The organism is Planctomicrobium stercoris (assembly GCF_051465655.1).
Classification (GTDB): Bacteria; Planctomycetota; Planctomycetia; order Planctomycetales; family Planctomycetaceae; genus Planctomicrobium.
In genome coordinates this window covers 128,472-144,476 of sequence record NZ_CP195791.1, presented here as the reverse complement: position 1 = coordinate 144,476, position 16,005 = coordinate 128,472, and the positions used below count along the sequence as shown (strand labels likewise).

Sequence of the window (16,005 nt, the reverse complement as noted above, 5' to 3'; positions counted from 1 at the left end):
CTCCTGAGGTGAGAATCGAAGTTCGCGAACGCGAACGGGGATGGGGTGCCTGCGGGCGACCTCATGCCTGGCTGAAATGACCGGTTCCAGGGTGAGAATGGCCCAGTAGGACAGGTTTTAAATCATTTCTCTCGAGATCGTAAAGATCGAGTTTTCACCTTGAGGCAAAAACGGATTCGAGCGTAGGATTCTGCCGCTTCAGCCTTTGTTTCGCCCTTTCCGCCCCTTCCATGGGGCAGGCCCGATGCCACGACGATGATGGATTATCGTTTCAGACCGATCAGCAAAACCTGCGCAGGGACTGGAAAGCCCCTGGTGCCGGGCGCGCTGTGCTATTCGGTCCTCGTCGAACGACATGGCCAGCAGGAACGTCTGGACTACAGCGCCGAGGGATGGACCGGTCTGCCGGAGGACGCGGTCGGATTCTGGAAATGCCACGTTCCCATCCCCGCTGCCCGTCAGGTTGCCACAACCGACGCGGAAACTCTTCTGAAATACTTCGAACAACTGGTGGAAGCCTCCAATCCCCAGCAGGAAAAGATGTGCTTCGTGCTGGCGCTCTACCTGCTTCAGCGAAGACGTCTGAGGCTGGATGGCTCCCACGAACGGGATGGCGTTGAGTTCCTGGAGCTGTCCGGTTCACGAGGCGAAGGGCCGTTTGAGGTGCGTGACCAGCAGCTCAGCGAAGCCGAAATGACTCAACTGCGGCTGGCACTCGATCAGCAGCTCACTGCTGGAGGAGAAGCCGCATGATGGGGTGGGATTTGTCATTTGTCATTGGTCAATTGTCATTGGCTATTTTCGGAAAGCCGAATAACAGCAAATCTACTCTTTGGCTCTCGACTCTCGGCTCTCGACTCTCGACTGCATCGCTTCGTCGAATGGCGATCCTGTGTGGACTCGTCCTGCTGCTCACCACTGGATGCAGTCTCCCCCGCTGGCGGCATCAGGCTGAATGTGCACTGGAACTGTCGGCTTCCAAAGAAGAAATCGTTGCTCACTTGAACCAGAACGTTCGCGGTTCAGAGGAGCATGCCGGGTTGAACTCCTGGCGTTCCGGTTCGGTCCGGCTGCACGTGGACGGCATTCCGATGGGGTTACCCGCATCGATTGCAGTTCAGGCACCCCGAAACTTCCGCCTGCTGGTGTCGAACCCGCTCTCCGGAGGGCAGGAGGCAGATATCGGCTCGAACCAGGAACGGTTCTGGATCTGGTCGAAGGAGTCTCCGCAGGTGCTCACTGCCAGTCATGAAGACGTGGGGATGGCGATCCAGGAACTGGAAATGCCGGTCCATATTCATCCCGACTGGCTCATGGAAGTATTTGGTGTCGTCGAATTGAATCCGGAAGAGTTCGAGCTGCGACGGCCCAATGTCGAAAACGGTCATGTCGAGCTGGTTGCTTCGCGTCAGTCTCCGCTGGGTGAAGATGTCGAGCGGGTGATTCGGGTCAATGTCTGCAAAGGGCGTGTGAGCGAGCATCTGCTCCGGCTCCCCGGAGGGAAAGTCCTCGCGCGGGCACGGCTGGATAAATACAGCCGGATTGCCGATGGTCCGGAGATGCCGTTGATGGTCACTCTCGAATGGCCCGATGCCCGGATGCAGATGGTGATGGATATTCGAAATCCGGAAATCAACTGCCTGAGTTCGACCGGAAATGTCGCGTTGTGGCAGATGCCGACTCACGGAAAAGTGGTCGACATGGGGGCAATCGCTCGAGCCCGCCGCGAGCCGACAACCGTCATCCCCGTCAAACAGGAAATCCCGCTGGATCCGATTCGAGCCAAGGTTCGTCTGGGAAGTTCCTCATCTTCATCGCAGAATCCGGTTGTCGCTGCACCAGCTTCGGCTCCTGCGATGGCTTCTGAAACGGATGTGCCGGAGTGGGCCAGACGGTAGTGCGTCCGCCCGTTCCGCTCGCGTACGAATCGAATTCCGCGTGACTTGACGCATCGATTCCGGTCTTTTTCAATAGTGCTCTGACGATTGAATCTGTTTCCCAACCCGGCGGAAAGAGCCTGCTTTTTCCACGGTACAGTATTCAGACCGCAGCCCCTTGGATAACCTGAGCAGCTCATTCAAGCTGCAGGCCCGGGGCTTGCTGCCAGTTCGCAAGAGGAGTGCTCATGATTGAACGTTCGCCGCCGGCTGCCATGATCGAGGCTCAGGGGCTCAGCAAGTTCTATGGCCCGTTCATTGCCACAAAGGATGTCACGTTCTCTGTTCCCGCTCAGCAGGTGGCCGCGTTTTTGGGCCCCAACGGAGCAGGTAAATCGACGACGATGAAGCTGCTGACCGGCTTCCTCTCCCCTAGCGAAGGGGTCGCCCGCATCGGCGGGTATGACATGTCGAACGACCGCATCGAGGCGAGCCGGCTGATCGGATACCTCCCGGAAAACGGTCCTCTCTATAACGAGATGTCTCCGCAAAGCCTGCTGAAGTATCTCGGACAGGCCCGCGGAATGAGTTCAGGGCAGTTGAGAAACCGGCTCGATTACGTCGCTGGGAAGTGTTCCCTGGAAGATGTCTGGGGCAAGCAGATCGGCAAGCTCTCGCGCGGATACCGCCAGCGGGTGGGAATGGCCCACGCCCTGCTGCATGACCCGCAGGTGCTCATTCTGGACGAACCGACCAGCGGACTGGATCCCAATCAGACGTTCCAGGTGCGTGAGTTGATTCGTGAACTGGGCAAGACGAAAACGATACTCCTGTCGACGCATATCCTCTCTGAAGTCGATGCCGTCTGCAGTCGCGTCATCCTGATCAACCGGGGACGTGTCGTGCTGGACGGTCCGGTCTCCGAGATGAAAGGGACCGGCGTCGACCTGGATGCCCGCTTCCGACAACTGACCGGCGGACCGACTCACAGCTGATCCGAGTCAGGCGTCCGCTGCTATTGGTGCTGTCCGCTGTGACAGCTTCTCCCTCCCGAATATCGACAGAATTTAAAAGATCTCACAATGCGAAGTCACGTTGTGCTGGCTGTCTTCAAGCGAAATGTCGCGAGCTATTTCTCCGGCATGCTGGGATACCTGTTTATCGTCGTGTTTGTGGTTGCCGGGGCATTTCTGGCCTTCAACGATCAGTTCTTTGCCAACAATCTGGCAAACCTGGATCAGTTGAACTCCCGGTTCCCATTGCTGCTGCTGTTCATCGTTCCCGCGATCACGATGACCGCCTGGGCGGATGAGCGGAAACTCGGAACAGACGAATTGCTGTTCACGCTTCCTGCGAGCGATTTCGAAATTCTGCTGGGGAAGTATCTGGCGGTGCTGGCGGTCTACACGGTTGCATTGCTCTTCTCGCTCACGCATGCACTGGTGCTGGCATGGCTGGGGAACCCGGACTGGGGTCTCATCGGCACCACGTATCTGGGCTACTGGCTGGCAGGGGCAGCACTCCTGTCGGCAGGGATGTTCGCATCCGTTCTCACCAGCAGTGCCACGGTCGCCTTCGTGCTGGGAGCGGTCATCTGCGCGATTCCGGTATTCATCGACCAGATCCCCGGGATTCAGTCCTATCTGAAAGATCGCATGGGGATCAACGACCCGCTGGGAGTCGCAGGTCATCTCCAGGGATTCACCTCAGGCAAGGTGAGCTATAGTGGCATCTTTTACTTCGTCGGTCTCTCTGCGTTCTTCCTGTACCTGAACGCTGTGATGATCGCCCGTCGCCACTGGGCCGGGGGGAAAAACGCCGGCAGCATGAGTGGTCAATACCTCGCGCGGGTCGCCTGTCTCGCGGTGGCGCTACTGTGCCTGACCTACTCGCTGGCGATTGCCGGGGGAAGTATCGATTCCACGTCGGAGAACCTGCACACCCTTTCGCCGACCACGATTGAGATCCTGAAGAATGTGCCGAACGATAAGCCTGTCACGATTCAGGCCTTCATTTCGACCGACGTTCCGCAGGATTATGTGCCGATCCGGAAAGACCTGATCAACAAGCTGAAAGAGTACGACAACCGGGGCGGGAAGAACGTGCAGGTCCGCATCGTCGATGTCGAGCCCTTCAGCCACGCTGCTGAGCAGGCGGAGGCACTGGGAATTCAGCCGCGTCCGATTCAAAGCGAAGAAGGAGGACGCTACTCCCAGAACGACGTTTATCTGGGAGTCGTGATGACGAGCGGATTTGATTCCGTTCTGATTCCCTTCTTTGACCGCGGAACGCCGATCGAATACGAACTCACCCGCTCGGTGGGGACTGTCGCAAATGAGAAACGCAGCGTCGTCGGCATTCTGACCACCGATGCAAAGGTCACCGGCGGAATCGACATGCAGTCGTTCCGACAGCTTCCACAATGGCAGATCGCTGAAGAGCTGAAGAAGCAGTACGAAGTCAAAGAGATCGACCCCAATTCCCCCATCACAGCAGAGATGGATGTGCTGGTGGCGATTCTCCCCTCTTCGTTGACCGAGCCGCAGATGCAAAACCTTGTTCATTACGTCGAGGCCGGCAAGCCTGTCCTGATCTTCGACGACCCGGCACCTGTCTGGGGACCGAACAACTTCTCTTCGGGAATTATCTGGGCTCCGCTCGAACCCAAGCCCAACCCGCAGGGGGGCGGAATGATGGGGATGCTGGGTGGTCAGAATCGGGGTGAACCCAAGGCTGACGGTGGTGAAGCGACGTCGCTCTTGAAGGCACTGGGGATCAAGTGGGATGTTCGCAAGAGCGTCTTCGATACCTTCAATCCCCACCCCAAGTTCGCGAACACCTATCCTCCGGAACTGATCTTCCTGGACGGCAAGGAGTGCATGAATGACGAGAATCCCATCACATCCGGGCTTCAGGAACTCATCACATTCGCACCGGGATTTGTTGCTGAACGTGACTCGGATGTGGAAGTCACCTGGCTGTTGAAGACCCGCAAGGGAAGCACCGGCACCAACGACTGGAACCAGATTACCCGGCCCGGCTTCATGGGTGGCAGAAACTATGAATTCAACGTCATCCACAAACCGCAGGATCAGACCTACGTGACGGCCGCCCACGTCAAGGGAACCGGCTCCAGGAAAGTGAACGCCATCTTCGTCGCGGACGTTGACCTCGTGCATGACATCATGTTTCAGGTCTGGCAGCAGCAGATGCTCGATTTCAAAATCGACAACGTGCTGTTCGTGCTGAACTGTGTCGACACGCTGGCCGGGGATGATCGCTTTATCGATCTTCGGAAACGCCGTGCACAGCATCGCACGCTGGTGGAGCTGGAGAAACGCAAGAAGAAGTTTGAAGTGATCCGCAGCCAGGAAATCGCCAAAGCTGACGAGGCTGCCGCGAAGGAACTGGCCGATGCCAAAGAACGTCTGCAGAAGGTGCTTGATGATCTTCGCGCAGATCTCGAGAAGGGAAATGTGGATGCCCAGACGCTGCAGATTCGACTGCAGAATGCGACGCAGGCGGAAGACCGCAAACTGACGCAGCGTGAAAAAGAAATCGAACGGGAGAAGAACGAAACCGTTCGGCTGGTCCGGAACGAAACGCAGCAGGATATCCGCAAGGTCGAGCGGGGGATCTGGCGCTGGGCGGTGTTCATTCCGCCGCTTCCCGCGATCATTCTGGGAATCGCCGTGTTGGTGGCGAGACTCGTGGATGAGCGGAAGGGAATCTCCGCAGATCGCAGAAGAGATTAGACCAGACGGGTCGAAAGCGATTTGCTCCTTGGAACAGTTCGATGTTTTAGCGCAGCTCCTCGTGAGATGCCTTCAGTGGGACGAGTGACATGACTCAGACAGTCAAAACATTGATCTTTGTGGCAGTCGCGGCAGCCTCCGTGGCAGTCGCGGCCAGCACCTACTATTCGAATAAGCCCGCAGACATCGCAGACTTTTCCGACGTCGGCGATGAGTTCTATCCCGGCTTCAACGACCCCAGTATCGCGACCGCCCTGCGCGTGGCTGCTTACAACGAAGCGACCGGCAAGACGGAAATCTTCAAAGTGGAGAATAAAGACGGACTGTGGCGGATTCCTTCCCACCACAATTATCCGGCCGATGGGAAAGAAAGTCTGGCGAAGACGGCAGCGTCCATGATCGGCGTCGTGCGCGAAGCACTCGTCGAACGAACCAAGTCCGCACAGAAGCGATACGACGTCCTCGATCCACTCGATACCGAGCTGTCGGGAACGGAAGGTCGCGGAGACAGGATCACCCTGTACAAAGGGGATGAGGTGCTGGTCGATTTCATCGTCGGCAAGAAGCCGGAGAACTCCGTCGACCTGTACTACGTCCGCCGTGCGGATGAGGATCGGATTTACACCGCAGATCTCGGCAACTTTCAGGTCTCGACCAAGTTCGCCGACTGGATCTCCAAAGATATTCTTGAGCTTCAGCAGGACGATGTCCGCGAGTTGATCATCAGCCGTTACTCCGTGGATGAAACTCAGGAAAAAGTCGTCCAGGAGGGGGTGATTGAGATCAGCCGTGAATCCGGCGCTGCGGACTGGACGATGAAGGATCTCAAACCGGATGCTGAAAAACTGAAGACCGCCGAAATCGGAACCGTACTGCGATCGCTGACCGATCTCAAGATTGTCGGAGTGCGACGCAAGCCGGAAGCTCTGAGCGCCGGGTTGAAGTCGAAGGACGGCGCCATTTCGATCGACCGGTTTATTCAGGCGGACCTGCTTCAGAAAGGGGTCTTCATCACCCGCAGTGGCGAATTCGTCTACAACGAAGGAAAGGTCAACGTCGGCACACAGGACGGCGTGCTGTACGAACTCGGTTTCGGTGAAGAGTTCTCCGGAACGGATGTGGATATCGAAGTGGGCGGGGAGAAGTCGCCTGCTGCTGAAGCGGAAGAATTCGCCAAGCAGGCCGAAGGAGAAACTTCGGATGCTGCTGACGCTGAAGAGAAGAAAGAAGGCGAAGAAGACCCTGCAAAACCTGGCCTGACGAAGAGCCGTTATCTGTTCGTCACAGCGTATTTCGACAAGTCGCTGCTCGGCCCCGCACCGACTCCCCCTGTTCAACCGGAAAAGCCAAAGCCCGAAGCTGAGAAGGAACCAGCTGCCGCTCCGGAAGCCGAAAAAGCAGAAGAAGCAAAAGAGGTTGCAGAAGAGGCGAAGGACCCGGCCGCTGAGGCAGACGCTCCCGCAGCGGAAGCTGCTCCGGAGAAGAAGCCGGAAGAAGCGAAACCCGATCCGCAGAAGGCCTACGAAGCAGCGATGGAAGAATACAAGCTTCAGAAAGAAGCTTATGACATCCAGAAGAAGGCCTATAACGAACGCGTGAAGGCGGGCGAAAAACGAGTGGCGGATCTCAATGCCCGATTCGCCGACTGGTACTACGTGATCTCCGAAGAAGTCTTCGACAAGCTCAAGCTGAAGCGTGAAGAACTGATTGAACCGGTCGCAGTGGTTCCGGAATCCAAGACCAAGGACCCGGCAGCGGGCAAACCGGAAGAGAAGCCCGAAGGGGAGCCCGCGACCCCGGAATCTCCCGCTGAGACTGAAGAGCCCAAAGAACCTGCTTCCGAGCCGGAGACGAAGCCTGAAGGGGAACCCGCTCCAGAGACGGAAACCAGTCCTGAGCCGGAATCGCCGCCGGCAGAGGCTGAGGCAAACTGATCACAACGAGCGGAAGGGGCACGCCTTCCGCTTTTTTTGTGGGTCGGCATGTCGTGGCCGCGGGGCCGTCTGTCCCGCCTCGCAATGGATTTTCTGAAGTCGCTTCGGGGCGGAGCTCGATGAAATGTGGTCCCGTCCCTGTTTTTCACGTGTGAAAGCGTTGAACAGGTCCACGCGGGGCCGTTTCCACAGCTGTCGTCTCTGAAATCCCGATTGCCGTGCGAGTTTAAAGGTGGGATAATACCCGCTGAAGTACTCCAGCTTGTCCTGCACCTTGCAGCCGTTTGCTCTTCATGACCAATCCTCCGCCAGTCCCTGTGCGTGGACGTCGACCTCGTGTCGAAACGGAGAGAGTCCCGGTGCAGCCTGCAGCTTCCGCGGAAAATGGCGTTGTGACGCTGGAACGCACTCCCTGGGTGCGGGCTTGGGAATATGCGAACGGCGAAGGAGGAGCGAGTTTTCTGATTTCGTTTCTGCTGCATCTGGTCGTGCTGGGGGCACTGGCCATTCCCGTCATGCAGCAGCTGGAACGTGAGGAAACGATCACCAGCGTGATCCAGAACGGAGATCAGTCTCAGCTGGCGATCGGGGATCCGGGGGGCATGGAACTGGCGCTCGCCCGCATTGAACCCTCGAGCGGGAACACCTTTCAGAACCTGCTCATCGACTCCACCAGCCTTGCTCCCACGCTGTTGCCAAACGTCAATCCCAGCGACCTTCCTTCCATTCCCGGCGTTCCCGGAGGAGGAAAAGGGGGCCGCGGAAAGGGAGGCGGTACAGGGATCGGTGACGGCATCGGCGGCGAAGGGGGGATCCGGATCATGGAGCCACCCAACGCAGTCCGTGCCGGCAACTTCAGTGTCTGGGCCTGGCCGATTATCAAAGGAGTTGGCAACGAGGGGCGCGTGGTCCATGGACCTCCAGGAAGTGCGCCGGCCAGCTTGCAACCCTACCATATCGTCATTCGTCTGAAGGTCCCCGAGGGACGAAAGAGTGTCCGGCTGGCAGACTTCAGCGGGCAGGTCAAGGGGACAGACGGCTACGTGCAGAAGATCCCGTTGGACGCCTGGTATTTCAATGCCGGGGGGGATCTGGTCCGGGCACGGACCGGGCGATCGATTCCTGTGATCGACGGCACAGCTGAGCTGCTCATCCGGGTCCCGGGCGCTCAGGCTGAGGTGCGGGATCAGATCACCGTTGCTTCCCGACTGACCGAGGAAGAACAGCAGATCGAGCTCCAGTTCCAGGACCGGAACAATTAGCGATGCTCTCACAATTGCTCTGTGTTCTGTGGCGAGCCGGAGGTGTCAACCTCCGGATTCTACCAGAAACAGGGGACTGACGTCCCCCGCTCTCCAGGCTTCATTCGTGATGAACGTCGTCGACGTTCGTCAGCTTGTTGAGCATGCGGGCGAGTTCGGGGGCCAGTGATTCGAGTCCCTGCCACACATCTCGCTGAACGCGGATGAAGTCCCCTTCGCTGGTTCGCAGCTCTTCAACCGGCATCGAAATCAGGTTGACCAGTTCCGTTCGCAGATATTCGAGCAGGTCTGCCAGTTCCGCGGTCTGCAGCGGGCTGAGCTGGGATGGGACGGGAGGGGGACCGTCCGGAAAGGCGAGATTCAGTTCGCTGGCTTCGAGGATCGGTCCGGAGGAATCGGTTGCCGATTCGAAGGAGGAGTCGTCGGTGCGGGGAAATTGCCGCAGACGGCTCTTCAGCTTTTTGAGTTCTTCCGGACCGCCCATGAGAAGAACACACCGACCCACCATAATCAGGTCGCCGTTGCGTAAGACCCGCAACCGGACGGGATGTCCATTCACACGAGTGCCGTTGGTGCTCTCCAGGTCTGTCAGGATGAGCCGGCCGGAGTCCTCCTGCACTTTGGCATGGAAGCGGCTGATTCGCTCATCATTGAGCTGGACGTCGTTGTCTTCTTCACGTCCGATGGTGAGCGGGGGTGTCAGATTGCGGAAGATCCTGCCTGCCTCGAGACCTTCGACGACTTGAAACGTGAGATCTGGCATGGCAGTGTCTTGAACAGGAATTCGGGAGCCCGCTCCCGAGTCATCGGCCTGCGGTCATTCAATCGGTCTCAGCTCCCGGCCTCCAGCCGCGGTGCTGTGCGAGCATCCACTATATCTCCAGTGCGCAATGGATGGTATCCAGCAGCTGAGATCTGCGAGGCGGTTTGCGAATGACCGAGAAGGCGTCGAGCTCCCGTGCTTCGGTTTCAATTTCGAGCGTGATGTCCGAACTCATCAGGATGCACGGAATCTCCAGCTGATGTTCACGCACCCAGCGGATGGCATCCAGTCCGGTGAGCAGATCCATATTCATGTCGAACAGGGCCAGGTCCACCATCGTGGTTTCGACGACATGGATGGCCTGTTCTCCCGAGGGGACTTCAATGACATCGAAGTACGGAGAGAGAATTTCGACAACTGTCTGTCGAAATTTGACATCATCATCGGCGATCAAGAGCCGTGCATCAGCTCGTCTGGTGACCACAATTCTGCTCCCGGTTCCAATCGTCTGCTTCGCGTCCTGCACATCGTCCTGCTCGAAAGGAAAGAGCAAGTTTCGACATCCGGGAAATTCTAGGATGTTTGCCCCCGCGAAGAACATGCCAAAACCTCCTGTCAGCCAGAAATTCTGTCGCAGGCTACGAATACGTGGATTCTCAGCTTCGACATGTCGCGATGGACAGCAGCTGTCTGTAGGAAAAACATCGTTTCCGCCGTCGGATCTTTGCTGATGTCGGCAGCGTGGATCGTCGGAAGCGATGTTGCGTTTTGGCAGCGCGCCCACACAGTTCATCCGAACGTTGACGAAGGGACATTGAAGATTACGAATGGTGTTATCCTTCTCGCTCTTCCTCGCCTGTGAGGTAGGAATTGGAAAATTCGACCATCCCCGGGCGGGCTTTGTGGACTTTCGGCATCAGTGGTGTCGGGGGCTGCTGGGGGAACTCTTCTTAAGACAGAATTGCTTCCAAAGATGTTCCAGGCCTTTCATGCGATGCGCACGATCATCGGCGGGGAGTGGAAGGTGCTGATGTTCGTCCTGGCTGGTCTGGTCTCGGGTGAGATCGGAATGCGATGCATTCAGGACAAGCTGTCAGTCGACGTGGGGCACTTGCGGTCGTTCGGGACCCGGGCGAACGAATTGACGGAAGCCCCCCTGCATCCGCACATCCTCTTTCTGGGAAACTCCATGACGCGGTACGGAGTTTCTCCGGAGGAGTTTGATCGCGAGTTCACAGCCAGGACCGGTCGCCACCCAGCCACCTTGAAGATCAATCCGGACAACACCGCTCTGGCGGACTGGTTCTACGCGTACCGGAACTACTTTTTCGAAGCGCAGCATGCTCCCGATGTGCTGGTCCTGGGGTTCGAAGGAGGACACCTGAGAGACAAGCCGACGACTCATCCCGGTCGCCTGGCTCAATACTACTGCGACCTCGGGGACTGGCCGGAGCTATGTCGCTATGACCTCAAGACGTTCGAAGATCGTGCGGCCTATCTGCTCTGCACGGTTTCCGCGATGTGCGGCAATCGAGACCGCCTTCAGCGCCGCATCCTCGACATGGTCATTCCCGGCTATCGGGATGGCAGTCAGGAACTGAACACGCGGCAATCGCAGCTGGCGGAGCGCAAGATGCCCGCTCCCACGTACGATCGACTGAAGGAATTTCTGAAGATGACCCGCGAGCAGAATGTCACGGTCGTACTGGCGGCCATGCCTGTGGCTGCGGAATATGAGCTGGATCCGGCGCTGCTGGATCTCCTGAAGAGCGAAAACATCCGACTCATCGATTGCCGACATATCCCGGGAATCACCTCGAGTATGTTCCCGGATGGTGTGCACATGACGAGCGATGCCAGCGTGCTTTACAGTCGCTACCTTGCGGACGAACTGGCGGATGAGGCGGTGGCCACATCTCCCACTCCGTCAGTCACTTCCACCCCGCACTCGGTCGGACATTGAAGTTGATTGCCCCCTCGAAAGATCCCCCTGTGGATCTTCAATTAGGCAGTACTTCACCGACGACGAGAATCTTCCCGACTCGAACGTTGGTCCCCTGATACTTGGGTTCTTTGAGTTCCTTTTCGGGATCCTTCAGGCGGAAGGCGACGCTGGATCGATCCGGTTGCTCGGGGTGAACCGTGACGGTCACAGTATGTGTTTCATCGGGGTTCAGATCCTGAGCAACGGTCAACGTGGCGATGCGCGGGTAGGTGCAGTACGAGTCGAAGCGGGGGATCGGTTTGTCCTGCGTTTTCCCGTCGACGGTGATGGTCACCTGACCCCCGTCCGGAGCGAGAATGTCGTAGAGCTTTGCTTCCGAACCACGAAAGCGGAATGAGAGGCTGCTGCCTGGCTGAGCAGCTTCCCAGATCGTTCCCAGACGATTTGAAAAGCTCTTCGACAGCGAGGAATCCGGAGCGAGTTCATACCATTCTTCAGAGAGCATCGCGGGATCGATCGGAGCCATTTTTGCCGCCTGCAGATGATCCTGAACGAACGGAGTCTTCAGGAGCACGCTGTGATCCACGGGGGGATCCTTGGATTCCATCTGTTGAAACGCTTTCAGAACGATGTCTGCATAGATCTGATGTCCCGCGTCGAGAGGATGCACGCCATCGGTCGAGAACCTGATCACTCCCTCGGGAGTTGCCTCCGCGGATTCGTAAACCAGCTTGCCGGCCTGTTGAAGTTCCACAATCTCTTTCGCGAAATTGATGGAAGGGATGCCGTAGTGGTCGGCCAGCATTTCCATGGCCGACGCTGATGGCGGGCAGTTTCCCTGAAGGAGATCGTTTTCGAATCCAGTCCGGAACGTGTAAACAAAGCAGATGTCGCAGGTGGGATTGCTGGTCCAGGTCTGCCGGACAATCCCTTCCATGCATCTCCAGATCTGCTCGGGCGGGGCTCCTGCGTCATTGACAGCGAATTCAATGAACAACAGGTCTGGCTTGAACCGCAGCACATCATGCTCGACACGGAACACTCCCAGATCGCTGCCGGTTCCGCCAATGGCAGCATGAATTTCACTCACGCGGGCATTGGTGAAGTCGCTTTCCAGTCGATTCCGTGTCTTCACCCGCCAGCCGTCCGCTGCTGTGATCGAACCACCGAGATAAGCGATCTTGATCGGTCCTCCCTTCAGCAACTTGGTGAAGAAGTTTCCCAACCCCTGTCGAGGACGAATCAGCTCGGCCTTCACGGGAGCGAACTTGGGAGGAGCGGGTGCGACCGATGCGTGCTTCTCAATGAATTCAACAATCGGAGTGGAATCTTCCAGTCCGTGAGGATGATGTTTGACACCCGGCTTGACGATCAGCGTGATGTCCCCTCCCAGGGCCCGATAACGCTCAGCAACGAGTCCCGTGTTCTCTTCCCAGGGCACAATCTCATCGGCGTCGCCATAGACATGAAGAAGTGGAACTTTTGCTGCTGCCAGTGGAGCCAGATTGTCCACGGGATTGAGTTTGTAGGCCATCGCTTCCGCTTCGTCCTTGAAGCCGTAGTTCTCGAGAACCAGTTGCCAGTTACGTGCATCTCCAGGGCCGGTCCCTTTGCCCCCCGGCCAGCTCTTGAAATCGCAGACAGGAGCATCGGCATAAATACAGGCGACCTTGTCAGGATTGGCAGCGGCCCAGTTGTAGCAGTACAGCCCTCCACGGCTCAGACCGACCAGAGCTGGTTTCGCAGCAAGCCCGTACTTCCCGGTCAGTTCCGCGTAACACTGATTCCAGTAGTTCACCGCACCGGGACTTCCAAGCTTGTCGGGCACCAGCATGTACGCCACATGAAATCCCTTTTCCAGCAGAGCAATATCCGGAGCCGGTTTGTGTCCAAAGAACTCGCCGTGCCAGACCCAGGGGCGTCCGGGGGCCGGAGTCTTCGGGCAGACGACCGTCACCAGTTGGCCCGCAACTTTGAATTCAAACTTCTGGAAACCGTTCCAGTCGGACGGAGTGCCGGGAAATGGTTCAGGTTCGGCGGCCCAGAGCGGCAGGGCATGCAGCCAGAGCAAGCTGAAACTGAGCGTTAAGAATCGACGCATTCTGTAACTCCGTTGAAATTCGACAACAGTAATCAGGTAAAATTGATCTGATATGACGAGACTAACGGAGTTTTCGAGTGACGTGAATTCACTTGGAGTGAACTGTCAGGAAATTGTGATGTCTCACGTTTGACGGTCATGCCGGCTCGACTTTCCGTTAGAAATTCCTGCCGGTGTGGCGTTGAGCAGTTCTCCCCACCGGGCGTTGTGGTAAGATTCTCGGGCGTGATGCGGATGCATTTCTCCATCAGTCTTTGGTGGCTGGCAGGCAATCGATGGCAGATTCTCAAGCAGGCAAGTCGAACACGACTCCGCACGTGAGCCCCGGGCACGGGACCGCATCGTCGTCGGCAGGCGAGACCGTCCGCTTTTCTCAGGAGTGGCTGTCGGTCGACGGTTATCAGATCGAACGGGAGATCGGCCGCGGGGCCATGGGAATCGTTTTTGAGGCGATTCAGCTCAGCGTCGGGCGTCGTGTCGCCCTGAAGACGATGTCGATGGCCTCTGACGCCAAGAACCGGGATCGCTTCAAGATCGAAGCTGAAGCTGTCGCGCATCTGCAGCATCCCAATATTGTTCAACTGTATGATTATGGCGTCGCCGACGGCCGCCCCTATTTCTCGCTGGAACTCGTCTCCGGAGGATCTCTGGAATCGGTCATTGCGCGTGAACGCCCTGTGCCGAAGACGGTTGTGGAGTGGGTGGAGACGCTGGCCCGAGCAATTCACGTGGCTCATTCCCAGGGGATCATTCACCGCGACCTGAAGCCGGCCAATGTTCTGATCAGTGAGGATGGTCAGCTGAAGATTTCCGACTTCGGCCTCGCCAAGCGGATCGACAGCGATTCCAGTGAGACCCGAGCTGGAGATATCGTCGGCACTCCGCACTACATGTCTCCGGAACAAGCCTCCGGCAAGGTTACGAACATTGGACCAGCGACGGACGTCTTTTCGCTGGGGGTCATTCTCTATGAACTCCTCACCGGAGAACGTCCTTTTGCAGGCGAGACCATTCTGGAAACGCTCTACGATGTCCGGATGCGGGACCCTGCTTCAGTCCGGATCAAGAATCCGAAAATTCATCCGGATCTGGAAACGATCTGCATGAAGTGTCTCCGGAAAGAGCCGGAGCATCGATACTCATCTGCTCTCGCGCTCGCTGAAGACCTGCGTCGGTTCCGGGATGGTGAGCCCGTGGTCGCACGACCACTGAGCATGACGGAGCGGATGGTTCGCCGGATCAAGCGTGCCCCTGTTGTGACGGCTCTTGGACTTCTGCTCTGCCTGACAGGATTTGCCGCAGCTGTGGCTGTCATCACCCTGCAGCGGAGTGCTCGTGAAAAGGAACAGCTGGCCCTCGCTTCCGCGCAGAGTGCACGTACCACGGAGTCGGAGTTGAGAGCCGAACGCGCCTTGGCGCTGACTCCTCCGCTGGGACTGAAGGCCATTTCCATTCCCAGCGACAATCCACTGACGCAAAGCAAGGTGGAACTCGGCAAACAACTGTTCTTTGATCGTCGTCTGTCGCTGGATAGCAGCGTCTCCTGTGCCGATTGTCACAATCCCGCACTAGGATGGAGTGATGCGAAAGCAAGCTCCGAAGGGATCGGCAAGCAGGTGGGGGGACGCAACTCACCGTCGATCGTGAACGCTGCCTATTCGAAGTTCTTCTTCTGGGACGGTCGTGCGGAGAATTTTGAAGAACAGGCTCTGGGGCCGATGATGAATCCCATCGAGATGGGGATGCCTTCGCCCGAGTTCGTGACCAAGAAGATCGCTGCCATTCCAGGTTACAAAGAGCAGTTCAACAAGATCTTCGATGACGGTGTCACCGCGCTGAACATTTCCCGGGCACTGGCAGCGTTCGAGCGGACCATCCTCGCGGGAAATACACCGTTCGACCGCTTTCAGGCGGGAGACAAAACAGCACTCTCTGAAGCGGCTCAGCGGGGAATGGAGATCTTCTTCAACACGGGGCACTGCAGTGCCTGCCACGCTGGTGAACTGCTGACCGATCACGGTTTTCATAATATCGGGATCGGGACCGGAAAAGTTCCGCGTGATGTCGGACGCGAAAAAGAAACGAATCTGCTGGGAGACCGAGGGTCCTTCAAGACTCCGACGCTTCGGGAAATCGCCCGCACTGCTCCATACATGCATTCCGGCGAACTGGCAACGCTGGAAGAGGTGGTCGAGCACTACAACAAGGGGGGCGACGGCAACGAGCAGCAGGATGAAGAGATCTTCCCGCTCAATCTGACCGAGCAGGAGAAACGCGATCTGGTCACCTTCATGAAAGAAGGTCTGAGCACTCCGGACTATCCGTTCGTGGAAACCCCGAAGCTCCCGTAGGTCGAGCCTTCGATCAT

11 protein-coding genes are annotated in these 16,005 nt (G+C 57.5%); 8 read left to right on the top strand and 3 right to left on the bottom strand.

What is annotated here, in order from left to right; genetic code table 11:
• The first annotated feature begins 315 nt into the window (after positions 1–315).
• The 6 genes from SH661x_RS00590 to SH661x_RS00565 all read left to right on the top strand — a co-directional run bounded on the left by SH661x_RS00590 (position 316) and on the right by SH661x_RS00565 (position 8,828).
• The gene (locus SH661x_RS00590; RefSeq protein WP_437226992.1) at positions 316–753 is read left to right on the top strand and encodes a hypothetical protein; all 438 of its coding nucleotides are present in this window, start codon (positions 316–318) and stop codon (positions 751–753) included.
• 128 nt (positions 754–881) lie between these two features.
• Positions 882–1,898 (top strand): hypothetical protein, encoded by a 1,017-nt coding sequence (locus SH661x_RS00585; RefSeq protein WP_437226990.1) that lies wholly within the window; start codon positions 882–884, stop codon positions 1,896–1,898.
• Positions 1,899–2,125: 227 nt separating this feature from the next.
• Positions 2,126–2,872 carry an ABC transporter ATP-binding protein gene (locus SH661x_RS00580; RefSeq protein WP_437226988.1) on the top strand — a complete coding sequence of 249 codons (747 nt, stop codon included), beginning with the start codon at positions 2,126–2,128 and terminating at the stop codon, positions 2,870–2,872.
• Between the two features lie 87 nt (positions 2,873–2,959).
• On the top strand, positions 2,960–5,632 hold the full coding sequence (locus SH661x_RS00575) for a Gldg family protein (RefSeq protein ID WP_437226986.1): 2,673 nt from the start codon (positions 2,960–2,962) through the stop codon (positions 5,630–5,632).
• A gap of 89 nt (positions 5,633–5,721) precedes the next feature.
• Positions 5,722–7,566, top strand: coding sequence for a DUF4340 domain-containing protein (locus SH661x_RS00570; RefSeq protein ID WP_437226984.1), 1,845 nt, complete (start codon positions 5,722–5,724; stop codon positions 7,564–7,566).
• 293 nt (positions 7,567–7,859) lie between these two features.
• On the top strand, positions 7,860–8,828 hold the full coding sequence (locus SH661x_RS00565; RefSeq protein ID WP_437226982.1) for a hypothetical protein: 969 nt from the start codon (positions 7,860–7,862) through the stop codon (positions 8,826–8,828).
• Positions 8,829–8,928: 100 nt separating this feature from the next.
• Here the strand turns inward: SH661x_RS00565 and SH661x_RS00560 are convergent, their stop codons facing one another.
• Together SH661x_RS00560 and SH661x_RS00555 are read right to left on the bottom strand one after the other, a co-directional pair.
• Positions 8,929–9,591, bottom strand: a complete 663-nt coding sequence (locus tag SH661x_RS00560) for an FHA domain-containing protein (RefSeq protein WP_437226980.1) — start codon at positions 9,589–9,591, stop codon at positions 8,929–8,931.
• A 109-nt stretch (positions 9,592–9,700) separates the two neighbouring features.
• Positions 9,701–10,144: a response regulator gene (locus tag SH661x_RS00555; protein ID WP_437226978.1), complete on the bottom strand. Its 444-nt coding sequence runs from the start codon at positions 10,142–10,144 to the stop codon at positions 9,701–9,703.
• Between the two features lie 420 nt (positions 10,145–10,564).
• On the opposite strand from SH661x_RS00555, the gene SH661x_RS00550 reads away from it, so the two are divergent.
• On the top strand, positions 10,565–11,554 hold the full coding sequence (locus tag SH661x_RS00550; protein ID WP_437226976.1) for a hypothetical protein: 990 nt from the start codon (positions 10,565–10,567) through the stop codon (positions 11,552–11,554).
• A 37-nt stretch (positions 11,555–11,591) separates the two neighbouring features.
• On the opposite strand, the gene SH661x_RS00545 is transcribed toward SH661x_RS00550, so the two are convergent.
• Positions 11,592–13,637, bottom strand: coding sequence for a GDSL-type esterase/lipase family protein (locus tag SH661x_RS00545; RefSeq protein WP_437226974.1), 2,046 nt, complete (start codon positions 13,635–13,637; stop codon positions 11,592–11,594).
• 275 nt (positions 13,638–13,912) lie between these two features.
• Between SH661x_RS00545 and SH661x_RS00540 the strand changes: the two genes are divergently transcribed.
• Positions 13,913–15,988, top strand: a complete 2,076-nt coding sequence (locus tag SH661x_RS00540; protein ID WP_437226972.1) for a protein kinase domain-containing protein — start codon at positions 13,913–13,915, stop codon at positions 15,986–15,988.
• Positions 15,989–16,005 lie beyond the last annotated feature (17 nt).